The 23,745-nt window shown below is 61.7% G+C and carries 18 protein-coding genes; 7 read left to right on the forward strand and 11 right to left on the reverse strand.

What is annotated here, in order from left to right:
* Positions 1 to 33 precede the first annotated feature (33 nt).
* Together map and YA0848_RS29415 are read right to left on the reverse strand one after the other, a co-directional pair.
* A complete protein-coding gene (gene map / locus YA0848_RS29410; RefSeq protein ID WP_169903233.1) occupies positions 34 to 801 on the reverse strand; it encodes a type I methionyl aminopeptidase in 768 nt (255 codons plus the stop codon).
* A complete protein-coding gene (locus YA0848_RS29415) occupies positions 801 to 1,001 on the reverse strand; it encodes a ParD-like family protein (RefSeq protein WP_034097124.1) in 201 nt (66 codons plus the stop codon). Before YA0848_RS29415 ends, map begins: the two co-directional genes overlap by 1 nt.
* A 272-nt stretch (positions 1,002 to 1,273) precedes the next feature.
* Between YA0848_RS29415 and ilvA the strand changes: the two genes are divergently transcribed.
* Both ilvA and YA0848_RS29425 read left to right on the forward strand, forming a co-directional pair.
* Positions 1,274 to 2,296 (forward strand): threonine ammonia-lyase, biosynthetic, encoded by a 1,023-nt coding sequence (ilvA, locus tag YA0848_RS29420; RefSeq protein WP_169903217.1) that lies wholly within the window; start codon positions 1,274 to 1,276, stop codon positions 2,294 to 2,296.
* Between the two features lie 245 nt (positions 2,297 to 2,541).
* On the forward strand, positions 2,542 to 2,811 hold the full coding sequence (locus YA0848_RS29425) for a DUF1652 domain-containing protein (RefSeq protein ID WP_034097126.1): 270 nt from the start codon (positions 2,542 to 2,544) through the stop codon (positions 2,809 to 2,811).
* 96 nt (positions 2,812 to 2,907) lie between these two features.
* On the opposite strand, the gene YA0848_RS29430 is transcribed toward YA0848_RS29425, so the two are convergent.
* From YA0848_RS29430 to YA0848_RS29470, 9 genes are all read right to left on the reverse strand, one after another.
* Positions 2,908 to 3,846 carry a carbohydrate kinase family protein gene (locus YA0848_RS29430; protein ID WP_034097127.1) on the reverse strand — a complete coding sequence of 313 codons (939 nt, stop codon included), beginning with the start codon at positions 3,844 to 3,846 and terminating at the stop codon, positions 2,908 to 2,910.
* Positions 3,847 to 3,858: 12 nt separating this feature from the next.
* Entirely contained in the window at positions 3,859 to 5,340 is a 1,482-nt protein-coding gene (gene xylB / locus YA0848_RS29435; protein ID WP_034097128.1) for a xylulokinase, read from the reverse strand.
* Between the two features lie 137 nt (positions 5,341 to 5,477).
* The gene (locus YA0848_RS29440; protein WP_169903218.1) at positions 5,478 to 6,959 is read right to left on the reverse strand and encodes a mannitol dehydrogenase family protein; all 1,482 of its coding nucleotides are present in this window, start codon (positions 6,957 to 6,959) and stop codon (positions 5,478 to 5,480) included.
* A gap of 18 nt (positions 6,960 to 6,977) precedes the next feature.
* Positions 6,978 to 8,081 (reverse strand): ABC transporter ATP-binding protein, encoded by a 1,104-nt coding sequence (locus YA0848_RS29445; protein WP_169903219.1) that lies wholly within the window; start codon positions 8,079 to 8,081, stop codon positions 6,978 to 6,980.
* A 22-nt stretch (positions 8,082 to 8,103) separates the two neighbouring features.
* On the reverse strand, positions 8,104 to 8,934 hold the full coding sequence (locus YA0848_RS29450) for a carbohydrate ABC transporter permease (protein ID WP_034097135.1): 831 nt from the start codon (positions 8,932 to 8,934) through the stop codon (positions 8,104 to 8,106).
* Between the two features lie 10 nt (positions 8,935 to 8,944).
* Positions 8,945 to 9,835, reverse strand: a complete 891-nt coding sequence (locus YA0848_RS29455) for a carbohydrate ABC transporter permease (protein WP_034097137.1) — start codon at positions 9,833 to 9,835, stop codon at positions 8,945 to 8,947.
* 155 nt (positions 9,836 to 9,990) lie between these two features.
* Positions 9,991 to 11,313, reverse strand: coding sequence for an ABC transporter substrate-binding protein (locus YA0848_RS29460; protein ID WP_034097138.1), 1,323 nt, complete (start codon positions 11,311 to 11,313; stop codon positions 9,991 to 9,993).
* Between the two features lie 234 nt (positions 11,314 to 11,547).
* Positions 11,548 to 12,453 carry an AraC family transcriptional regulator gene (locus YA0848_RS29465; protein WP_034097140.1) on the reverse strand — a complete coding sequence of 302 codons (906 nt, stop codon included), beginning with the start codon at positions 12,451 to 12,453 and terminating at the stop codon, positions 11,548 to 11,550.
* Between the two features lie 72 nt (positions 12,454 to 12,525).
* On the reverse strand, positions 12,526 to 13,815 hold the full coding sequence (locus tag YA0848_RS29470; protein WP_034097141.1) for a glycosyltransferase: 1,290 nt from the start codon (positions 13,813 to 13,815) through the stop codon (positions 12,526 to 12,528).
* A 159-nt stretch (positions 13,816 to 13,974) separates the two neighbouring features.
* Between YA0848_RS29470 and tpx the strand changes: the two genes are divergently transcribed.
* From tpx to YA0848_RS29495, 5 genes are all read left to right on the forward strand, one after another.
* Positions 13,975 to 14,475, forward strand: coding sequence for a thiol peroxidase (gene tpx / locus YA0848_RS29475; protein WP_034097142.1), 501 nt, complete (start codon positions 13,975 to 13,977; stop codon positions 14,473 to 14,475).
* A 234-nt stretch (positions 14,476 to 14,709) separates the two neighbouring features.
* A complete protein-coding gene (locus tag YA0848_RS29480; RefSeq protein WP_040268115.1) occupies positions 14,710 to 16,008 on the forward strand; it encodes an MdtA/MuxA family multidrug efflux RND transporter periplasmic adaptor subunit in 1,299 nt (432 codons plus the stop codon).
* Positions 16,005 to 19,106: an MdtB/MuxB family multidrug efflux RND transporter permease subunit gene (locus YA0848_RS29485; RefSeq protein WP_034097146.1), complete on the forward strand. Its 3,102-nt coding sequence runs from the start codon at positions 16,005 to 16,007 to the stop codon at positions 19,104 to 19,106. Before YA0848_RS29480 ends, YA0848_RS29485 begins: the two co-directional genes overlap by 4 nt.
* Positions 19,103 to 22,210 (forward strand): efflux RND transporter permease subunit, encoded by a 3,108-nt coding sequence (locus YA0848_RS29490; protein WP_034113247.1) that lies wholly within the window; start codon positions 19,103 to 19,105, stop codon positions 22,208 to 22,210. Before YA0848_RS29485 ends, YA0848_RS29490 begins: the two co-directional genes overlap by 4 nt.
* Positions 22,207 to 23,658: an efflux transporter outer membrane subunit gene (locus YA0848_RS29495; protein WP_047881948.1), complete on the forward strand. Its 1,452-nt coding sequence runs from the start codon at positions 22,207 to 22,209 to the stop codon at positions 23,656 to 23,658. The genes YA0848_RS29490 and YA0848_RS29495 overlap by 4 nt, the downstream gene beginning before the upstream one ends.
* The last annotated feature ends 87 nt before the right edge of the window (positions 23,659 to 23,745 follow it).

Here is a 23,745-nt window from a genome sequence, read left to right on the forward strand (position 1 = left end):
GCAGGGCAAGCCTGCTCGCCACATGGCTGGGTTTCAGCCTCTGAGAGTGGGCGGTCGCTGGAGGGTCAGGACTTCGTAGCCGTCGGCCGTCACCGCCACGGTGTGTTCCCATTGCGCCGACAGGCTGTTGTCTTTGGTGACGACCGTCCAGCCGTCCTTGAGGCTGCGCACTTTGGCGCTGCCCTGGTTGAGCATCGGTTCGACGGTAAACACCATACCTTCGCGTAGCTCCAGCCCGGTGCCGGGGCGGCCGAAGTGCAGAATCTGTGGTTCTTCGTGCATCTGCCGGCCGATGCCATGGCCGCAGTATTCGCGCACCACACTGTAGCCATTGGCTTGGGCGTGGCTTTGGATGGCATGGCCGATATCGCCCAGGCGCGCCCCAGGTTTGACCTGGCGGATACCGGCCCACATTGCCTCGAAGGTCATCTCCACCAGGCGCTGGGCTTTGGGCGCGACAGTGCCGATCATATACATCTTGCTGGCGTCGGCGATAAAGCCGCCTTTTTCCAGGGTGATGTCGATATTGACGATGTCGCCGTCCTTGAGCACGTCCTTGGCGCTGGGCATGCCGTGGCACACCACTTCGTTGATTGAGGTATTAATGCTGAACGGGTAGTCGTACTGGCCGAGGCTGGCGGGGCGGGCCTGCAAGTCGTTGCGGATAAACGCTTCGACGGCGACGTCCAGCTCCAGGGTCGAGCGACCGGCGGCGACGAAACCGTCGAGCATGTCGAACACTTGGGCCAGCAGGCGACCGGACTCGCGCATCACGGCCAGTTGGGCGGCGGTCTTGATCATCATTCACGCCCTCGGATCAATTCGGGTTTGTCCAGCAACAGTTTGTTGATTAAGTCGTTGTAGGTCAGGGTGGGGTTCAGTTCGGCGAGCAGGCCGACTTTGATCCAGAATTCGGCCTGAGCGTTGATGGAGCGGTCCATCCTCGCGCTGGCTAGGCGTAATTGTTCGTGCAGTTGGTCGGTGATCTTGACGATGCCCATGGTGTTCACTGTGTAGGGTGGATATACAAAGCGTATATGTTTCGTATATTCGGCGTAAACCCCAGCTGCAAAATCCCACAAGCCGATTGACGGGTCACACGGTAGGCGGTTAGTTTCGTTTCATGACATTTCATACCTGCCTTCGCCAGCCAAGCATTATTACCGCCATTCCTCAGTTGGCGGGATAGCGCACGGCTGTACCCAAACCCGCCCTAGAGGCGGGTTTTGTTTTTCCGTCTCCCGGGCCCAGCACACACCGCCAGGAGACACCGATGAGTACCCCCACAGCCCCCGCGACGTCCGATACACGTTTGCTTGAGCACTATGTAAAAAAGATCCTCGCCGCGCCGGTCTATGACTTGGCCGTGCGCACGCCGTTACAAGCGGCCCCGGCGCTGTCGGCGTTGCTCGGCAACCAGGTGCTGCTCAAGCGCGAAGACCTGCAGCCGACCTTTTCCTTCAAGGTGCGCGGTGCCTACAACAAATTGGTGCAACTTTGCGACGCGCAACGCGCTCAAGGGGTGATCACCGCTTCAGCGGGCAACCACGCCCAGGGCGTAGCACTGGCGGCGCGGGAACTGGGGATCAAGGCGCGGATCGTGATGCCTTGCAGCACGCCGGATTTAAAGGTGCAGGGCGTGCGCTCCCGAGGCGCCGAGGCGGTGCTGCATGGGCCGAGTTTTCCGTTTGCCCTGGCCCATGCGCTGGCCTTGGCCGAGGCCAGCGGTGGCACCTTTGTCTCGCCCTTCGACGACCCGGATGTGATCGCCGGTCAAGGCACGGTAGGGATGGAGATCCTGCGCCAGCAACAGGGCCCGCTACACGCGATCTTCGTGCCGGTGGGTGGCGGCGGGCTGATCGCGGGCATCGCGGCGTATGTCAAATACCTGCGGCCCGAGGTGCGCATCATCGGGGTCGAAGCCGAAGGCTCCAGTTGTTTGCTGGCGGCGTTACGTGCCGGCGAACGGGTGGTGTTGCCCAGCGTCGATGGGTTTGCCGACGGCACCGCGGTGGCGCAGATCGGCGCCTACGGTTTTGAAATATGCCGCGACTGGGTGGACGACGTCATCACCGTGAGCAACGACGAACTGTGCAGCGCCATCAAACTGATCTACGACGATACCCGCTCCATCACCGAGCCATCAGGCGCCTTGGCGGTGGCGGGAATGCGCAGGTTTGTCGCCAAGCGCGGAGTGCAGGGGCAGACCCTGGTAGCGGTCAATTCCGGGGCAAATATCAACTTTGATAGTTTGCGATATGTTGCTGACAGAGTGGGTGCCCAGTTAGCCGTTTAAGTGTAAACCGCCGGTTAAACGTTTAATCGATGCTATTCGCCGATATTTTAAACAGCGGCGAAAAGTTCAAGTTTTAGTTATATAAAACCCAGGGTCGCTTATGAGGAAAGGTTACAACGCAACTCGATTTTGCCGGGTACGCTTGCTCAGTGAAGGCGTCTTCCAAGGCTGGTAAGGCGTCACAGGCGTATGCCTGGCATAAACACAACAATCTGTTGGCAGTCTATAAAAAGGAGAGGTTGACCATGCTTTCGGAACTTGAATTACGCAGCATTATTGAAGGAAGTTTCCTGCCTAAACGGTGCGAATGCACCAAAGCCGAAGATGCTTCGCTGACGATCAAGGTGTATGACGACCGCGACCGTGACCGGGTGGACTTGGAAGTCAAAGGCATCAATGCAGACAAGCTCGACAGCAGTCGCGCCATTTGCAATCTGATCACCGGGTTGCGTGAAGACCTCAAGCACACCCATGCACCTGTACTGCAACGCGCCGGGTCGCGCGGCTACTACTAAGCCGTCGTCTGCGGTTGAACCACCGAAGACCTCTGGGCCTGGATTAACGCCAGGCCCAAAACGGTGGTATGTCCTTGCGCAATTCCCCCTATGCCTTCAACCCAATTGCTGGCGATACGGTAGATCCGGACCGGTCTTGGTGCAGGTTAATGCCGCTGCGCGAATGGCAAAGCCGAGCATCGCGTTAATCTGCTCGCGGCTGAGCTGTTGCAGACCCGCCACCGAATCCAATTGATGCTCCGTCAGCCAAGCAATCAATGCCGCCTGGAAGGTATCGCCGGCGCCCACTGTGTCGGCCATCACAACGTCCACCGCTGGTTGCGACCAGTTGCCATGCTGGCGACTGAATACGCTGGCGCCATCGCCGCCGCGGGTGAGGAACACCAACTGGCAACGGTGCTGCAACCAGCCCTGCAGAACGCTTTCCGGTGATTGGCCGGGGTAGAGCAGGTGCAGGTCTTCGTCGCTGACCTTGATCAAGTCGGCGTGCCTGACCAGTTCCGCTACGCGGTCGCGCCACAGTTGGATATCCGGCTGCGGGTTGAGGCGCACGTTGGGGTCGAGGCTGATCAGGCGCTTGCCGCTTTCACGCTGGACCAGGCTCAGCAGGGTGTCGCCAATCGGTTGCACCACCAGCGAGAACGAACCCACATGCAGCCCGCGCACGTTATCGCCCAGCTGCGGCAGGTGACTCACCTGCAATTGGCGGTCGGCGCAGCCTTCGCCGCGAAAGCTGTACTGCGGTGAGCCGTTGGCGCCCACGGCGACCATCGCCAGGGTGGTCGGCGCGGCGAATTCCACCAGGTAATCCTCGCTGACGCCTTCATCCCGCAGCACTTGCAGCAGGCGCCGACCAAGAAAATCGCTGGACAGCCCCCCGAACAGGCCTGCCTCGATGCCCAGGCGCCGCAGGCCCACGGCTACGTTGAACGGCGAACCGCCGGCAATCGCCGTGTAATTGACCTTCGACGCCTTGCCGCCGGCGTCTTCCTCGCTGAAGAAATCGAACAGCGCTTCACCACACACCAGATACATAATCGCTCGCTCTTAAAGGGTTGCCACGAGCTGCTGATAGCGCTCGTAAGCCTGTTGATAGGCGCTGACATGGGCTGCCACCGGCACGGTACGGCTGGCCGGGTCGACGCTCACGCATCTGTCGCAGAGGCTGGCCAGGGATTCGCCGGTCTGGCTCCACGCCGCCTGGATCGCCGCGCCCAGGGCGGCGGCTTCGCTTTGTTCGGTGCAGACCACTTCGGTGTGCATGATATCCGCGACCATCTGCCGCCACACCGGGCTTTTCGAACCGCCGCCGATCAAGCGGATGCTCTGGCTTTGTAGGCCGGTCTGGCGCAGCAGGTCGAGGCCGTAGCGCAGGCCGAAGGTCGTGCCCTCGACCACCGCGCGGCACAGGTTGGCGCGGGTCAGGTTGGTCATGGTCAGCCCATGCAGGCTGCCGGTGGCGTGGGGCAGGGCGGGTACGCGTTCGCCGTTGAGAAACGGCAGCATGCTCACGCCGTCGGCGCCGATGGGCGCGCGTTCGACCAAGGCATTGAAGGCAGGCAGGTCCAGCTCGAACAGCTCGCGGATCACCCCGGTGGCGTTGGTCAGGTTCATGGTGCAGATCAACGGCAACCAGCCGCCGCTGGACGAGCAGAACGTCGCCACCGAGGCCTGGGGGCTGACGTTGGGCTGGTCGGCAAAGGCATACACGGTGCCGGACGAGCCCAGGCTCATGGTTATCACCCCCGGCGCGATATTGCCGGTGCCGATGGCGCCCATCATATTGTCGCCACCGCCGCTGGAGACCACGGCGTTGGGGTTGATGCCCAGGCGTTCGGCGATGGCCGGCAGGATAGTGCCCACGCTTTGATCGGCCTCGATCAGCGGCGGCAGGGCCCGCTCCAGGCGGCCGCTCGGGTCGATGTGCCGTAGCAGAGCCGTATCCCATTCACGATTGCGCACATTGAAGTAACCGGTGCCCGACGCATCGCCATACTCGGCGACGGCGCGGCCGGTGAGCCAGTAGTTGAGGTAATCGTGGGGCAGCAGGATATGGGCGATGCGGGCGAAGAGGTCCGGGTGTTGTTCGCGGGTCCACAGCAGTTTGGAGACGGTGTAGCCGGGTGCAATGGCCACGCCCAGGCGTTCCAGGGAGCCACGCTCGCCGCCGAGGTGGGCCAACAAGCGGTCGTTCTCGGCGGCGGTTTCGGTATCGCACCATAGCTTGGCCGGGCGCAGCACCTGGCCGTGCTCATCCAGCAGCACCAGCCCATGCTGCTGGCCGGATACGCCAATGCCGAGGATGTCCTGGCCGTCGACGCCGGCCTGTTGCAGGGCGCGATGGGTGGCTTCGGTGAACGCGTCCAGCCATTCCTGGGTGTGCTGTTCGCGGCGGCCATTGGCAGCGCTGATCAGGGTGTGGGCCGCAGCACCTAGGCCCAGTACCTTGCCGCTGCTTGCGTCGAGGACGATAGCCTTGGTGCCCTGGGTGCCGCAGTCGATGCCGAGGAACAGGTTTTGCTGGGTCATGAGGGGGGTGCTCAGCATTATTGTTGGAAGTTAAATGCTATCCCAATGTGGGAGGGGCTTGCCCCCGATAAGGGGAGGTCAGTTGATGAATAAGTTGACTGGCCCAGCGCTATCGGGGGCAAGCTCCCTTCCACATTTCAAGCCGGTTTTTTCAGTAACTGCTGCAGGGTTTTGGTCACACCGTTATCCCGCAAGCTGACAAAACACCGTTCGAACGCTGCCACAAACGCAGGCGAATTGGGAATAGCCGTGCCGAAAATCTCTTCCACCCCCAGCAGGCGCACGCTGATCAGCGCATCGTCAGTTGCCAGGCTCTGACAGAACGCTGCGCGCGGGTCGGGAATGTTGTAGCGTGCGCCGTTCTCATCCACACCTTTGAGATACAGGGCCCAGGCGGCCACTACCAGCGCCGCGCGCTCGGTCTCGCGGCCATCGGCAATCAGACGGTTGACGGTCGGCACAGTGAACTTGGGAAACTTCGACGAGCCATCCGAACAGACCCGTTCCAACTGGTCGGCGATGGCCTGGTTGGAGAAGCGATCCACCAGGGTCTGCTTGTATTCGGTCAGGTCGATGCCCGGCACCGGCGCCAGGTTCGGTGTGACGTCCAGGTCCATATAGGCGCGCATATAGGCCACGAACAACGGGTCGTTCATGGTTTCGTGGACAAACCGGTAGCCCTTGAGAAAGCCCAGGTAGGTCAGGGCCAGGTGGCTGCCGTTGAGCAGGCCGATTTTCATTTCTTCGTAAGGGGTAACGTCATCGGTGAACTGCACGCCGACCTTTTCCCAGGCCGGTCGGCCGTTGACGAACTTGTCCTCCAGCACCCACTGCACAAACGGCTCGCACACTACCGGCCAGGCATCGTCGATGCCGTGTTCGTCATGCAGTTGCAGACGGTGCGCGGTGCTGGTCATGGGGGTGATGCGGTCGACCATGGCATTGGGGAAGCTCACATTGGCGGCGATCCAGTCATGCAGCTCGGCATCGCGCAGGGCGGCGAAGGCCAGCAGCGCCTTGCGTGTGACCGCGCCGTTGTGCGGCAGGTTATCGCAGGACATCACCGTGAAGGCGGGCGTGCCGGCGGCGCGGCGCTGGGTCAGCGCGGCGCAGATAAAGCCGAACACGGTTGTCGGCGCTTGCGGGTGTGCCAGGTCATGCTGGATCTGCGGCAGGTGCGCCATGAATTCGCCGGTGCTGTCGTCGATGCAATAGCCGCCTTCGGTGATGGTCAGCGAAACGATGCGAATCGCGGGCTCGGCCAATTTGTCGATCAGCGCCTGGGCGCCGTCTTCGGCCAGCAGCATGTCGCTGATCGAACCGATCACGCGCACTTCGGTGTCGTCGGTGTCGCCCAGTTCGTACAGGGTGAATAGAAAGTCCTGGCCGGCCAGGTCGTCGCGGGCCTTGCGGTCTTCGGCGCGCAGGCCGACGCCGCAGATGCTCCAGTCCAGGCCCTCGCCGGTGTTCATCAGCGCATCGGTGTAATACGCCTGGTGTGCGCGATGAAAGCCGCCGACGCCGATATGGGCAATACCCTGGGAGGTGCTGGCAATGGCGTAGGCCGGCACTTGGATCTCACGCGGCAGTTGGGGGAGGTTCTGTTTATTCAGCTTCATAGCGTAATACTCGCGAAATCAGGCGGCGGCGCGCAGTGGGCGGGCCACGGCGTTGCCATCGGTGTCGAACAGGTGGCAGTGCGTCGGGTCCAGGTGCAGTTGCAGCGTCTCGCCGTACTGGCTGGCCATATCGCCACGGATACGCATGGTCAACGGCTCGCCGTTGGCGGTGATGACGTGGCAGAACGTGTCGCTGCCCAGGCGCTCGCCAACATCGGCGGTCACCGTCAGGCTGGTTTGCCCCGGCGTGGCGATTTCCAGGTGCTCCGGGCGAATGCCCAGGGTCACCGCGCTGCCGACGCTCAGGCTGGCGCCGCTCAACGGCAACGTGACCAATGTCCCGGCGTCCAGCTGCACGTCGCAGTCCTGGCCGCTGACCCGGCTGACCTGGCCTTTGAGGAAGCCCATCTTCGGCGTACCCAAAAAGCCCGCCACGAACAGGTTGGCCGGCTGGTGATACAGCTCCAGGGGCGAGCCGACCTGTTCGATGCGGCCACTGTTAAGCACCACGACTTTGTCGGCCAGGGTCATTGCTTCGACCTGGTCGTGGGTCACGTAGATCATGGTCGCTTGCAGCTCTTTATGCAGGCGCGCCAGCTCCAGGCGCATCTGCACGCGCAGGGCGGCGTCGAGGTTGGACAGCGGTTCGTCGAACAGGAAGATCTTGGGGTTGCGCACAATGGCCCGGCCGATGGCCACACGCTGGCGCTGGCCGCCGGAGAGTTGCTTGGGCTTGCGCTCCAGCAGCGGGCCCAGTTCGAGGATGCGCGCCGCTTCGCTGACTTTGCTCTCCACCAGTTTCTTATCGACACCGGCCAGGTCGAGGGCGAACGACATGTTCTTGCGCACGCTCATGTGCGGGTACAAAGCATAGGTCTGGAACACCATCGCCAGGTCGCGCTTGGCCGGGGTCACTTCGGTGATGTCGCGCCCGTCCAGCTCGATGGTGCCGTCGCTCACCTCTTCCAGGCCGGCGATCAGGCGCAGCAGGGTGGATTTACCGCAGCCTGACGGGCCGACGAAGACTACGAACTCTCTGTCATTCACTTCCAGGTCGATGCCTTTGATGATCGAGAAACCTTCGAAGCCTTTTTGCAGATTCTTGATTTTCAGGTTGGCCATGACGGGCCTCCGCTAGGAATTATTATTTAACTGCGCCGAAGGACAGACCGCGCACCAACTGTTTCTGGCTGATCCAACCAAAGATCAGGATCGGCGCGCAGGCCAGGGTCGAAACGGCGGACAATTTGGCCCAGAACAAGCCTTCGGGGCTGGAGTAAGAGGCGATCAGCGCGGTCAATGGCGCGGCGCTGGACGAGGTCAGGTTCAACGACCAGAACGCTTCGTTCCAGCACAGGATCAGCGACAGCAGCACGGTGGACGCCAGGCCGCCCTTGGCAATCGGCAGCAGCACGCGGACCATTTCCTGCCACAGGCTGGCACCGTCCAAGCGCGCAGCTTCGAGGATGTCCTTGGGGATGTCTTTGAAGTAGGTGTAGACCATCCACACCACGATCGGCAGGTTGATCAGGGTGTAGATAATGATCAGCGCGATGCGCGTATCCAGCAGGCCGAAGCTTTTGGCCAGCAGGTAGATCGGCATCAGCACGCCCACCGGCGGCAGCATCTTGGTCGACAGCATCCACAGCAGCGTGCGTTTGGTGCGCTGGGTTTCGTAGAACGCCATGGAGTAGGCCGCGGGCACCGAGATCAGCAGGCACAGCGCGGTGGCGCTGAAGGAAATCAGCACCGAGTTCCATGCATAGCTGAAGTAGTTGCTGCGCTCGTTGATGTGCAGGTAGTTCTCCAGGGTCGGCGTGAAGATGAACTGCGGTGGCGTGGCGAACGCGTCGATTTCGGTCTTGAAGCTGGTGAGCACCATCCAGAAGATCGGGAAGAAAATCACGATCGCGATGGCCCAGGCCAGGGTACCGAGCAGCAGGCTTTGCAGGCGACGGGATTGTTGAAGCGTCATGGCGCGGCCCTCAAGGCTTGTCAGTCAGGTTTTTGCCGATCATCCGCACCAGGATGATCGCCGCGATATTGGCGATGACCACGGCGATCAAGCCGCCGGCCGAGGCCATGCCCACGTCGAACTGCACCAGTGCCTGGTTGTAGATCAGGTACGCGAGGTTGGTCGAGGCGTAGCCCGGGCCACCGTTGGTGGTGGTGAAGATTTCCGCGAACACCGAGAGCAAAAAGATGGTTTCGATCATCACCACTACGGCAATCGGCCGCGCCAGGTGCGGCAGGGTCAGGTGCCAGAAGATCGCGATGGCGCCGGCACCGTCCAGGCGCGCGGCTTCCTTTTGTTCCTGGTCGAGGGACTGCATGGCGGTCATCAGCAACAGGATCGCGAAGGGCAGCCATTGCCACGACACAATGATGATGATCGACAGCAACGGGTAGTGCGCCAGCCAGTCCACCGGCTCGGCGCCGAACAGTTTCCACACGGCGGCGAGCACCCCGGACACCGGGTGGAAAATCAGGTTTTTCCAGATCAGCGCGCCGACGGTGGGCATGATGAAAAACGGTGAAATCAGCAGCACCCGCACCAGGCCGCGACCGAAGAACTCACTGGCCTCCAGCAGCGCACTGATCAACACGCCGAACACCACGCTGATCAACAGCACACTGCCGACCAGCAGCAGGGTATTGGTGGCGCCGGGCAGGAAGCCGGAGTCGGTGATGAAGTAGGTGAAATTCTCCAGCCCCACGAATTCATTCTCGCCGGGGTAGAGCAGGTTGTAGCGGATCAGCGAAAAGTACAGGGTCATGCCCAGCGGCACGATCATCCATAGCAACAGTAGGGCAACCGAGGGGCTGACGAGAAACCAGCCGGGGTTGGCCAGGCGGTTTTTGGCAGGTGTATTCATGGTAATTAACGCCAGTGCGGAGCAAGGATCGGAGTGCGGTCAGTGTGGGAGGGGGCTTGCTCCCGACAGCGGAGTGTCAGTCGATTAATCAGTTGGCTGATCCACTGCTATCGGGGGCAAGCCCTCTCCCACTTTTGACGGTGGTGAGGCTCAGGTTATTTGGGGTAACCGGCCCGCTTCATTTCCCGCTCGGTGGTGGTCTGCGCCGCAGTCAATGCTGCATCAACCGTCTGCTGACCGGTCAGCGCACCGGAGAAGAACTTACCGACCTGGGTACCAATCGCCTGGAACTCAGGAATGGTCACCAGCTGGATCCCGATATACGGCACCGGTTTGAGCGTCGGCTTGGTCGGATCGGCAACTTTCAACGATTCCAGCGTGACCTTGGCGAACGGCGCAGCCTTCATGTACTCATCGCTGTAGGTCGATGTGCGCGTACCTGGCGGTACGTTGGCGATGCCATCGGTCTTGGCCACCAACTGGCTGTATTCCTTGGACGTGGCCCAACTGGTGAATACTTTGGCGGCGTCCTTGGCCTTGGAACTGGTCGGGATCGCCAGGGACCAGGAGTACAGCCACGACGTGCCTTTGTCCGTGGTTTCATGGGGCGCGAAGGTGAAACCGACGTGGTCGGCCACTTTGCTTTGGGTTTTGTCGGTGACGAACGAGCCGGCGACGCTGGCGTCGACCCAGATCGCGCACTTGCCGCTGTTGAATAGCGCAAGGTTTTCGTTGAAGCCGTTGCTGGACGCCCCCGGCGGACCGGATTTCTTCATGTTGTCGACGTAGAAATTCAGCGCGTTCTTCCATTCCGGGCCATTGAATTCAGGCTGCCATTTTTCATCGAACCAGCGCGCACCGTAGCCGTTGGCCAGGGTGGTGATCAGCGCCATATTCTCGCCCCAACCGGCTTTGCCGCGCAGGCACAGGCCGTATTGCTCTTTGCTCTTGTCGGTGAGTTTGCTGGCGAATTCGCCGATCTGGCTCCAGGTCGGGTGCTCAGGCATGGTCAGCCCGGCATCCTTGAACAGGTCGGTGCGGTAATAGGTGATCGAGCTCTCGGCATAGAACGGCAGGGCGTACAGCGAACCCTTGACGGACAAACCGTCACGCACCGAAGGGAACACATCGTCGAGGTCGTAGGACGCCGGCAAGTCCTTCATCGGCTCCAGCCAACCCTTGGCGCCCCAGAGTGCGGCTTCGTACATGCCGATGGTCAAGACATCGAACTGCCCACCCTGGGTGGCGATGTCGGTGGTCAGGCGTTGGCGCAGCACGTTTTCTTCGAGCACCACCCAGTTCAGCTTGATCTCCGGATGCTCGGCCTCGAAGGTCTTCGAGAGCTTCTGCATACGGATCATGTCGCTGTTGTTGACGGTGGCAATGGTCAGGGTCTGCGCGCCAAGGCTAACGGCGCTGAGGGTCATACATGCAGTCATACACGTAGAGGCAAGCAGAGCTTTTGCTGGGAACTTCATCGCGCACTCCATTTCCGCGCCCAGGGGCTACGGAAGGACAGTTATTGTTGTTGTGTCTTCCTACAGGGAGTCAGGAAGAGTGTGCGTTGATTACAGCCTTCAATTGGCGGTGTGACAAATCCTTGGGAACACTGGGACTGATACTTTTTTGCACTCAACAAGATCGTTCCACGCCCCGCGAGGGAACGATCAGTGCAGTACTTAACCTCTATATCAGCCAGTGAAAAATCACTCTCAGGCCAGGTTCTGCTCGGTCAAGCGTTGTACCGCCAGTCGCCGGTAATGGGACGGGGTCATGCCCTTGAGCTGTTGAAAGCGTCGATTGAAGTTGGAGATGTTATTGAAGCCCGACTCAAAGCACACATCCGTCACGGCCTTATCGCCATCGGCCAGCAGCTCGCAGGACTTGCTGATGCGCAACCGATTGACGAATTCGATAAACGTGCGCCCGGTGGCCTGTTTGAACACGCGGGAAAAGTAAGTGGGTTTCATGCCCAGGTGTTCGGCCACTTCTTCCAGCGGCAACTCCCGTGCGTAGTGGGCGAAGATGTAGTCCACCGCGCGGTTGGTGCGGTCGATGCTGTGCTCGTCGGCCGTTTGCGGTGCTGTCACCCCCGACAGCAGTTGGTAGTCGTCACACGCGCTCAACACGTCCAGCAGGATAAAGAAATGCCCCAGGCGCGCCATGCCCTGGGCGTCCTCGATGCGCTGCATCAAGGTCACGGCCTGGGCGATGGTGTGCTTGCAGCGAAACTCGATACCCGACTGCGCACGCTCCAGCAGCGGCGCGAGGTTTTTGAGTTCGGCGAAAATGTGGCTGCCCTGTTCAAGCAGTTCATCGGTGAAGTTCACCAACATGTCGCGCTTAGGCACCACTTCGTCTTCCTCCACCTGGCTGATCCAGTTGTGGGGCAGATTGGGGCCGGTGAGGAACAGGCTTTCCGGGTAGAAGTTGCCGATGTAGTCGCCGATAAACACCTTGCCGGAGCTGGCGACGATCAGGTGCAGTTCGTATTCCTTGTGGAAATGCCAGCGCACCAGCGGGCAGGGGAAGCCATGCTGGCGATAGATGATGGACAGACCGTTGTGATCGTCCATCAACTCGTAGGAAGGGTCGGTGATGCGCGTTGCTCGGGTCATGCTGCCGTCGCTTTATTGTGGTTGCTGCGTAGGATAATGCCCCCTGGCGCACCCCCTCGCCAACGTCTGTGTTTACCCGTTGCGGTTTTTCGCCTCGATCCACTGCGCCATGTACTGGGTACTCTTGTGGGCGTGGTGGCGCAACATGCTGCCGGTGAAGTTATCCCGGCGATGGGCCGTGAGGCGGCTGCGGCACTGTTGCAGGCACTCGATCAGCGCCGGGCCGTGGATCTGTTGGGCGTAACGCCGAGCCAGCAGGTGGCGCCCGTGTTCCTGTGCCTTCGTCCAACGGTCGCGGTCCTGATACAAAGCCACGGCGGCAGCGGCCAGGGCGTCGGCGTCTGCCGCGATGGCTCCCGGCCAGGGCTGTTCATCGCCCATGGCTTCGGCGCCGATCGGTGTGGTGACATTCGGCGTGCCGCACAGCATGGCATCGGCCAGCTTGCCCTTGATTCCGGCGCCAAAGCGCAACGGCGCCAAGCAGATACGCGCGGCGCTCATCACGCGCAGGGCATCCTCGGCCCAGTTCATGACATGAAAGCCCTGGGCCGGGTTGTGCAGGGCGGTGGCCTTGGGCGGCGTATAAGCCCCGTAGATATGCAGCTGGGCCCCTGGCAGTTGCTGGCGGATGCGTGGCCACAGGCTGTTCTTCATCCACAGCACCGCATCCCAGTTGGGCGCATGGCGGAAGTTGCCGATGCTGAGGAAGTGTGCACGCTCCTCAAACGACGCGAACGCCTCGCTCGGCGGCGTCAGCATCAGCGGGCACCAGTGGAGCAGGGCGGCCGGCACCTTGAATTGTTCGGTGAGCAGGCGGATTTCCACATCGGAAATCATCAGGCTGATATCACAACGGTAAATTGCTGCGATCTCGCGCTTGGCCAGGTCGGTGTTGGCCATGTGCTGGAATTCTTCGGTCAAGGCCGGGGCGAACAGCGCGGTGAAGTCATCGCTATCGGGCTCGATTTTGAGGTGTTCCTTTAGGCGCTGATGGCGGGCGTCGCGCAGGCTTTGCAGGTCGGAGGTTTCCAGCACGCGCAGGGCATTCGGGCAGTGTTTTTCGACGCGCCAACCGAACTGTTCTTCCATCATGAAACGGTCGAACAGCACGATATCCGGGGCCAGTTCGCGGACAAAGTCATCGAAACTGCTGTTATTCAGCTCGATGGCGCACTCGGCGATACCCAGCGCCGCCAGGTCGGCCTTATGTTCGCCGAGCGCGGCGGGGCTGCTGAAGGTGATGTCCCAACCTTGTGTCAGAAAAGTTTCGAGAATCTGCATCATATGCCCGCCCGCGGCCGAGGAGCGCGGCTCCGGCCAGACGTAACCAATGACCAGGACTCGGGTAGCAGGCGGCTTCATCGACAACGGTTTCCTTGCAGGGCAGGGCGAAAGGCGCGCAATTAAACCACAACCGGCGACATGACAATTTGTGTCTGGCGGTAGGTGGACATCGTACTTTGTGGTTAACTTCCGCCTCTCGCATTCGTTTAAACCAAACCCAGCATAAGGATTCCGTTCATGGCTCAAGTCACCCTCAAAGGCAACCCTGTCCAGGTTGAAGGCGAACTGCCGAAAGTTGGCGCCAAGGCCCACGACTTCACCCTGACCGCCGGCGATCTGTCGGACGCAACCCTGGCGACCTACGCCGGCAAGCGCAAAGTGCTGAATATCTTCCCAAGCGTCGACACCCCAACCTGCGCCACTTCGGTGCGTAAGTTCAACGCTCAGGCCAGCTCGCTGAACAACGCCGTGGTGCTGTGCATCTCCACCGACCTGCCATTCGCCCAGGCGCGCTTCTGCGGTGCCGAAGGCCTGGAAAACGTGAAAAGCCTGTCGGACTTCCGTGATTCGGATTTCGCGGTTGATTACGGTGTTTCCATCGCCGACGGCCCGCTCAAAGGCTTGACCGCCCGCGCGGTGGTCGTGCTGGACGAGAACGACACCGTGCTGCACAGCGAGCTGGTATCGGAAATCGGCCAGGAGCCGAACTACGAAGCTGCCCTGGCAGTATTGAAGTAACTGTTTCGGCGCATTGCTGTCGTTTTGCAGTAACACGCTTGATACATGATTGCGGCCTGGCCTAGTCCAGGCCGTTTTCATTTGTGCTTCAAATGCTTAGCTGGAATAGGCCGATGGACTAAGATCCTCAAGTCACATGTTGTAAGCCCAAGGTAAATAGCCGGTAAAGGCGCTTTTCTAAATGCGCCCCAGTGCTTATCTTTCAGCCTCCCAAAGAAGAAGCTCTCGCGCCCAATGGTTGATCACTCCATGCAATCCTCCCCCCGTCACTCCCGTCGCTGGCTGTTTGGCCTGCTTGTGCTGCTGGTTATCGCCGGCCTGTGCTGGAAATTCTGGCCAAGCGGCGCGGCCCATAAAGACGCGCCGGCCGGGCACACCGGCAAAACCGGTATGGCGCGCCCGGGCTTCGGCGGCTCTACCGGCCCGGTGCCGGTGCGTGTGGCGCCGGTGATGCAGGGGGAATTCCCGGTCTACTACAAGGCGCTGGGCACGGTTACCGCGCTCAATACCATCAATGTGCGCAGCCGAGTGGGCGGGGAGCTGGTGAAAATAGCCTTTGAAGAAGGGCAAATGGTCAAGGCCGGCGATCTGCTCGCCGAGATCGACCCGCGCAGCTACCAGAACGCCTTGCTCCAAGCCCAGGGCACCTTGCTGCAGAACCAGGCCCAGTTGAAGAACGCCCAGGTCGACGTGCAGCGCTATCGTGACCTGTATGCCCAGGACAGCATCGCCAAACAGACCCTGGACACCGCCGAAGCGCTGGTCCTGCAATACCAGGGCACGGTCAAGACAAACCAGGGTGCGGTGGATGACGCCAAGCTCAACCTCGAATTCACCAAGATCCGCGCGCCCATCAGTGGCCGTGTGGGCTTGCGCCAGCTTGATGTGGGTAACCTGGTGGCGGCCAACGACACCACCGCCCTGGCTGTGATCACCCAGACCCAGCCGATCAGCGTGGCCTTCACCTTGCCGGAAAACACCCTGGACACGGTCCTGACCCGTTACCACGCCGGCAATAAATTGCCTGTGGAAGCCTGGGACCGTGGCGATGCGAAAATTCAGGCCACCGGCGTACTGCAAAGCCTGGATAACCAGATCGACGTCACCACGGGCACCCTGAAATTCAAGGCGCGCTTCGATAACAAGGACCAGGCGCTGTTCCCCAACCAGTTCGTCAATGTGCACCTGCTGGCCGACACTTTGCACAACGTGGTGCTCGCGCCCTCGGCGGCCATTCAGTTCGGCAACAACGGCACCTTCGTCTACAAGCTCGATGGCGACAAGAAGGTTAAGGTCCAGCCGTTGGTGGTGGGCGACTCCGACGGCGACAACACTGTGATCAAGCAGGGCCTGGTCGCCGGCGACCGGGTGGTGCTGGAAGGCACCGACCGCCTCAAGGACGGCAGTGAAGTGGACGTGGTCAACGACAGCAGCGAAGTGCCGACCACGCCGACCGAACACCTGCAAGGCAAGCCTGCGGCCAAAGGGGAGACCGGCAGCACCGCCGGCAAGGCGCAAAAGGTCGGTTCATGAACCTGTCGCGGCTGTTTATTCTTCGCCCGGTCGCTACCACCCTGAGCATGCTGGCCATTGTCCTGGCCGGCATCATTGCGTACCGCTTGCTGCCGGTGTCGGCCTTGCCCCAGGTGGACTACCCGACCATCCGCGTAATGACCCTGTACCCCGGCGCCAGCCCGGATGTGATGACCAGCGCGGTCACCGCGCCCCTGGAGCGCCAGTTCGGGCAGATGCCCGGCCTGACTCAGATGGCTTCCACCAGCTCCGGCGGCGCCTCGGTGCTGACCCTGCGCTTCAACCTCGACATCAATATGGACGTGGCCGAGCAACAGGTGCAGGCCGCGATCAACGCCGCCACCAACCTGCTGCCCAAGGACCTGCCGGCGCCGCCGGTGTACAACAAGGTCAACCCGGCGGACACCCCGGTACTGACCCTGGCCATCACCTCCAAGACCATGCTGCTGCCCAAGCTCAATGACCTGGTCGATACGCGCATGGCGCAGAAAATCGCGCAGATCAGCGGCGTCGGCATGGTCAGCATCGCCGGCGGTCAGCGCCAGGCCGTGCGCATCAAGGTCAACCCCGAGGCCCTGGCGGCAAATGGTTTGAACCTCTCGGACGTGCGCACCTTGATCGCCGCGTCCAACGTCAACCAGCCCAAGGGCAACTTCGACGGCCCCACGCGGGTTTCGATGCTCGATGCCAACGACCAGTTGGTCTCGCCCCAGCAATACGCCGAACTGATCCTGGCCTACAACAATGGCGCGCCGCTGCGTCTCAAGGACGTTGCGCAGATCGTCGACGGCGCCGAGAACGAGCGCCTGGCTGCCTGGGCCAACCAGAACCAGGCCGTGCTGCTCAATATCCAGCGCCAGCCGGGTGCCAACGTGATCGAGGTGGTCGACCGCATCAAGGCGCTGCTGCCAAGTATCACCGACAACCTACCGGCCGGCCTCGACGTCACCGTGCTCACCGACCGCACCCAGACCATCCGCGCGTCGGTCAAGGACGTGCAGCACGAACTGCTGATCGCCATTGCCCTGGTGGTGATGGTGACATTCCTGTTCCTGCGGCGTGTCAGTGCCACGATCATCCCGTCCATCGCCGTGCCGCTGTCCCTGGTGGGCACCTTCGGCGTGATGTACCTGGCGGGCTTCTCCATCAACAACCTGACGCTGATGGCCCTGACCATTGCCACCGGCTTCGTGGTGGACGATGCCATCGTGATGCTGGAGAACATTTCCCGCTATATCGAGGAGGGCGAAACGCCGCTGGCTGCCGCGCTCAAGGGCGCCAAGCAGATCGGTTTCACTCTGATTTCCCTGACGCTGTCGCTGATCGCGGTGCTGATCCCGCTGCTGTTCATGGCCGATGTGGTTGGGCGCTTGTTCCGCGAGTTCGCCATCACCCTGGCGGTAGCGATCCTGATTTCCCTGGTGGTGTCCCTGACTCTCACGCCGATGATGTGCGCGCGCCTGCTCAAGCGTGAGCCCAAGGAAGAAGAACAGGGCCGTTTCTATAAGGCCAGCGGCGCCTGGCTCGACTGGTTGATCGAAGGCTACGGGCGCAAGTTGCAATGGGTGCTCAAGCACCAACCGCTGACCCTGCTGGTGGCCATCGCCACCCTCGGCCTGACCGTGGTGTTGTACCTGGTGGTGCCCAAGGGGTTTTTCCCGGTGCAGGACACCGGCGTGATCCAGGGCATTTCCGAAGCGCCGCAGTCGATTTCCTTTGCGGCGATGAGCCAGCGTCAGCAGGAGTTGGCCAAGATCATCCTCGCCGACCCGGCGGTGGAAAGCCTGTCGTCCTATATCGGCGTGGATGGCGACAACGCCACACTCAACAGCGGCCGCTTGCTGATCAACCTCAAGCCCCACGGCCTGCGCGACCTCAGCGCGGCCCAGGTGATCACGCGTCTGCAACCGCAAATCGACAAGCTGGTGGGCATTCGCTTGTTTATGCAGCCGGTGCAGGACCTGACCATCGAAGACCGCGTCAGTCGCACCCAGTATCAGTTCAGCATGTCATCGCCGGATGCCGAGTTGCTGGCGTTGTGGAGCGACAAACTGGTACACGCCCTCAGCCAGTTGCCGGAACTCACCGATGTGGCCAGCGACCTGCAGGACAAGGGCCTGCAGGTATACCTGGTGATCGACCGCGATGCCGCCTCGCGCCTGGGCGTCAGCGTCTCGAACATCACCGATGCGCTATATGACGCCTTCGGCCAGCGGCAGATCTCGACCATCTACACCCAGGCCAGCCAGTACCGCGTGGTGTTGCAGGCCCAATCCGGCGAAACCCTCGGGCCGGACGCGCTGAACCAGATCTACGTCAAAACCACCGACGGCGGCCAAGTGCGCTTGTCGAGCCTGGCCAAGGTGGAACAGCGCCAGGCCCAGCTGGCCGTGGCGCATATCGGTCAGTTCCCAGCGGTGATGATGTCGTTCAACCTCGCACCCGGCGTGGCGCTGGGCAAGGGCGTGGAACTGATCAACCAGACGCAGAAAGACATCGGCATGCCGGTGGGCGTGCAGACCCAGTTCCAGGGCGCGGCCCAGGCGTTTGAAGCCTCGTTGTCGAGTACCTTGCTGCTGATCCTGGCGGCGGTGGTCACCATGTACATCGTGTTGGGGGTGCTCTACGAGAGCTACATCCACCCGATCACCATTCTGTCCACGTTGCCCTCTGCGGCGGTTGGGGCTTTGTTGGCGTTGCTGCTCAGCGGCAATGACCTGGGCATGATCGCGATCATCGGCATCATTTTGTTGATCGGTATCGTCAAAAAGAACGCGATCATGATGATCGACTTCGCCCTCGACGCCGAACGCAATCAGGGCCTGGACCCGCAGACCGCGATCTATCAGGCGGCGCTGCTGCGTTTCCGGCCGATCCTGATGACCACCCTGGCCGCGCTGTTCGGCGCCGTGCCGTTGATGCTGGCCAGCGGTTCCGGCGCGGAGCTGCGCCAACCCTTGGGCTTGGTAATGGTCGGCGGGCTGCTGGTCAGCCAGGTGTTGACGCTGTTCACCACCCCGGTGATCTACCTGTATTTCGATCGCCTGGGCCGCCGCTGGCGCAAAGAACCCCAGAGCCTGGAGCCGGTTGAGTCATGAACCTGTCCGGACCGTTCATTCGCCGGCCGGTAGCCACCATGCTGCTGAGCCTGGCGATCATGTTGCTCGGCGGAGTGAGCTTCAACCTGCTGCCGGTATCGCCGTTGCCGCAGATCGACTTCCCGGTGATCGTGGTGTCGGCCAGCCTGCCTGGCGCGAGCCCCGAGGTGATGGCGTCCACCGTGGCCACGCCCTTGGAGCGTTCGTTCGGCTCGATTGCCGGCATCACCACCATGAGCAGCAGTTCCAGTCAGGGCTCGACCCGGGTGATTCTGGCCTTCGACTCTGACCGCGATATCAACGGCGCGGCGCGTGAAGTGCAGGCGGCCATCAACGCCTCGCGTAATCTGCTGCCCAGCGGCATGCGCAGCATGCCCACCTACAAGAAGATCAACCCGTCCCAAGCGCCGATCATGGTGCTGTCGCTGACCTCGGACGTGTTGCAGAAGGGCCAGCTCTACGATCTGGCCTCCACCATCCTGTCCCAGAGCCTGTCCCAGGTGCCGGGCGTGGGTGAAGTGCAGATCGGCGGCAGCTCCTTGCCGGCGGTGCGCATTGAACTCGAACCCAAGGCTCTCGATCAGTACGGCGTGGCCCTGGACGATGTGCGCAACACCATCGCCAATGCCAACCAGCGCCGGCCCAAGGGCTCGCTGGAAGACAGCGAGCGCAACTGGCAGATCCAAGCCAACGACCAACTGGAAAAGGCCAAGGACTACGAGCCGCTGCTGATTCGCTACCAGAACGGCGCAGCCTTGCGCCTGGGGGATGTGGCCAAGATCAGCGACGGCGTGGAAGACCGCTACAACAGCGGTTTCTTCAACAACGATGCGGCGGTGTTGCTGGTGATCAACCGCCAGTCCGGCGCCAACATTATCGAGACCGTGCGCCAGATCAAGGCGCAATTGCCGGCGTTGCAGGCGGTGCTGCCGTCCAGCGTCAAGCTCAGCCTGGCCATGGACCGCTCGCCGGTGATCACCGCCACCCTGCACGAAGCGGAGATGACCCTGCTGATCGCGGTGGGGCTGGTGATCCTGGTGGTGTACCTGTTCCTCGGCAATTTCCGCGCTTCGCTGATCCCGACCCTGGCGGTGCCGGTGTCGCTGGTGGGCACCTTTGCGGTGATGTACCTGTACGGGTTCTCGTTGAACAACTTCTCGTTGATGGCGTTGATCCTGGCCACTGGCCTGGTGGTGGACGATGCCATCGTGGTGCTGGAGAACATCTCCCGGCACATCGATGAAGGCGTGCCGCCGATGAAGGCGGCGTACCTGGGGGCCCAGGAAGTCGGGTTTACCTTGTTGTCGATGAACGTGTCGCTGGTGGCGGTGTTCCTGTCGATCCTGTTTATGGGCGGGATCGTCACCAACCTGTTCCGCGAGTTTTCCATCACCTTGTCGGCGGCGATCATCGTCTCGCTGGTGGTGTCGTTGACCCTGACGCCGATGCTCTGCGCCCGTTGGCTCAAGCCCCATGTCAAAGGCCATATGACCGGTTTGCAACGCTGGAGCCACAGGATCAACGAGCGCATGGTCGCCGGCTACGCCCGCAGCCTGGACTGGGTGCTGCGCCACCGGCGCCTGACCTTGCTCAGCCTGTTGCTGACCATCGGCGTCAACGTGGCGTTGTATATCGTGGTGCCGAAAACCTTTATGCCGCAGCAGGACACCGGGCAGTTGATCGGCTTTGTGCGCGGCGATGACGGCCTGTCGTTCAGCGTGATGCAGCCGAAGATGGAAATTTTCCGTCAGGCGGTGCTCAAGGACCCGGCGGTGCTCAGCGTCGCCGGCTTTATCGGTGGCAACAACGGCACCAACAACGCGGTGATGCTGGTGCGGCTCAAACCCATCAAAGAGCGCAAAGTCTCGGCCCAGGCGGTGATCGAGCGTCTGCGCAAGAACGTGCCACCGGTGCCGGGCGGGCGCCTGTTCCTGATGGCCGACCAGGACCTGCAATTCGGCGGCAGCCGCGACCAGACCAGCGCACAGTATTCCTACATCCTGCAAAGCGGCGACCTGGCCGCGTTGCGTCTGTGGTACCCGAAAGTGGTTGCCGCATTGCGTGAATTACCGGAGCTGACCGCCATCGACGCGCGCGAAGGCCGTGGTGCGGCGCAAGTGACACTGATCGTCGACCGTGATCAGGCCAAGCGCCTGGGTATCGACATGAACATGGTCACGGGGGTGCTGAACAACGCCTACAGTCAGCGGCAGATTTCCACGATCTACGACAGCCTCAACCAGTACCAGGTGGTGATGGAGGTCAACCCCAAATATGCCCAAGATCCGATCACCCTGAACCAGATGCAGGTGATTACGGCCGACGGTGCGCGGGTGCCGTTGTCCACCATCGCCCATTACGAAAACAGCCTGGCGGACGACCGCGTCAGTCATGAGGGCCAGTTTGCCTCGGAAAACATTGCGTTCGACATCGCCCCCGGGTTCACGGTAGAGCAGGGTACGGCCGCCATTGAGCGGGCGATCGCCAAGGTGGGGCTGCCGGAAGATGTGATTGCCAAAATGGCCGGCACCGCCGATGCCTTTGCGGCGACGCAGAAGGGTCAACCCTTCATGATTCTTGGCGCGCTGGTGGCGGTCTATTTGGTGCTGGGGATTCTGTACGAAAGCTATATTCACCCGTTGACCATCCTGTCGACCTTGCCCTCGGCTGGCGTCGGCGCGCTGCTGTCGATCTACCTGCTGGGCGGCGAATTCAGCCTCATCTCGTTATTGGGGTTGTTTCTGCTGATTGGGGTGGTGAAGAAAAACGCGATCCTGATGATCGACCTGGCGCTGCAACTGGAACGCCATGACGGCATGAGCCCGCTGGAATCGATCCGCAGCGCCTGCCTGTTGCGCCTGCGGCCGATCCTGATGACCACCCTGGCGGCGATTCTCGGTGCTTTGCCGTTGCTGCTCGGCGCCGGCGACGGTGCGGAAATGCGCCAACCGTTGGGCCTTACCATCATTGGCGGCCTGGTGTTCAGCCAGATCCTGACTCTTTACACCACCCCGGTGGTTTACCTTTACCTCGACCGCGCGCGCCATCGCTTCAATGCCTGGCGCGGCGTGCGGACCGATGCCGCCCTGGACACTGCGCTATGACCGATTCAATCCACGCCCCCCAAAAACTGTTGGCAGCGGCACTCTGCGGTCTGATGCTCAGCGCTTGCGCCATTGGCCCGGATTACCAGCGCCCGGAGGTCATCGAGCCCGCGCAGTTCAAGCAAGCCCAAGGCTGGCGTCAGGCCACGCCGAGCGACGCGCTGGCCCGCGGCGCCTGGTGGGAATTGTATGGCGACCGTCAGCTCAACGACTTGGTCGCGCGGCTCAATAATGCCAACCAGACCGTGGCTCAGGCCGAGGCACGTTTTCGCCAGGCCCAGGCGTTGGTGCGCAGCTCGCGCGGTGCGTTCTACCCCAGCGTCGACCTCAGCGTGGGCAAGACCCGCGCCAGCCAGGGCACCGGCAGCAGCAGCGCCAGCCTCAGCAGTTCCAGCAGCGGCATCCGCGACACCCTCAACGCGCAATTGGGCGTGAGCTGGGAGGCGGATGTCTGGGGCAAGTTGCGCCGTGGCCTGGAGGCCAACGAGGCCAGCGCCGAAGCCAGCTCGGCGGACCTGGCCGCGATGCGCCTGAGCCAGCAATCGGAACTGGTACAAAGCTACCTCCAACTGCGGGTGATGGATGAACAGACGCGGCTGTTGCAAGCCACCCTGGACACCTATCAACGCTCCCTGCAAATGACCGAAAACCAGTATCGCGCTGGCGTGTCCGGCAAGGACGCGGTGGCCCAGGCGCAAACCCAGCTCAAGACCACCCAGGCCAGTCTGATCGACCTGATCTGGCAGCGCGCCCAACTGGAAAACGCCATTGCGGTGCTGATCGGCGAGGCGCCGGCCAACTTCAGCCTGGCGGTGAGCAAGGACATTCCGCAGCTGCCACAGATCCCGGTAGGCCTGCCGTCGCAGCTGTTGGAGCGCCGCCCGGACATTGCTTCGGCCGAGCGCGCGGTGATCGCCGCCAATGCCAATATCGGCGTGGCCAAGGCCGCGTACTACCCGGACCTGACCCTGAGCCTGGCCGGTGGCTATTCCAGCAGCACTTATGCCGACTGGATCAGCCTGCCCAACCGCTTCTGGTCAGTGGGGCCGAAACTGGCCATGACCCTGTTCGACGGTGGCCAGCGCTCGGCGGAAGTCGACCGCACCGTGGCGTCCTACGACGAAACCGTGGCCAAGTACCGCCAGACCGTACTGGACGGTTTCCGTGAAGTGGAAAACTACATGGTGCAACTCAAGGTGCTGGAAGACGAAGCAGCGGTCAGCAACGAAGCGTTGGCGGCGGCGCGCGAGTCGCTGCGCCTGACCGAGAACCAGTACAAAGCGGGGCTGATTGCCTACCTGGACGTGGTCACCGTACAGGCCACCGCCCTGAGCAACGAACGCAGCGTGTTGACCTTGCTGCAATCGCGCCTGGTCGCCAGTGTGCAACTGATCGCCGCCTTGGGCGGGGGCTGGGACGGGCAAACCCAAATCAGCGCCAACGACTAGAAGAGTGCGGGCGTACAAGCGCTCGATGGCGATGTTGAGCCGGTGGATTGACGTCAAAAAGCCCATGATGGCCTTGTGATAATTATT

The sequence above is a fragment of the Pseudomonas sp. S4_EA_1b genome (genome assembly GCF_016307435.1).
In the GTDB taxonomy this organism is placed as follows: domain Bacteria; phylum Pseudomonadota; class Gammaproteobacteria; order Pseudomonadales; family Pseudomonadaceae; genus Aquipseudomonas; species Aquipseudomonas rhodesiae.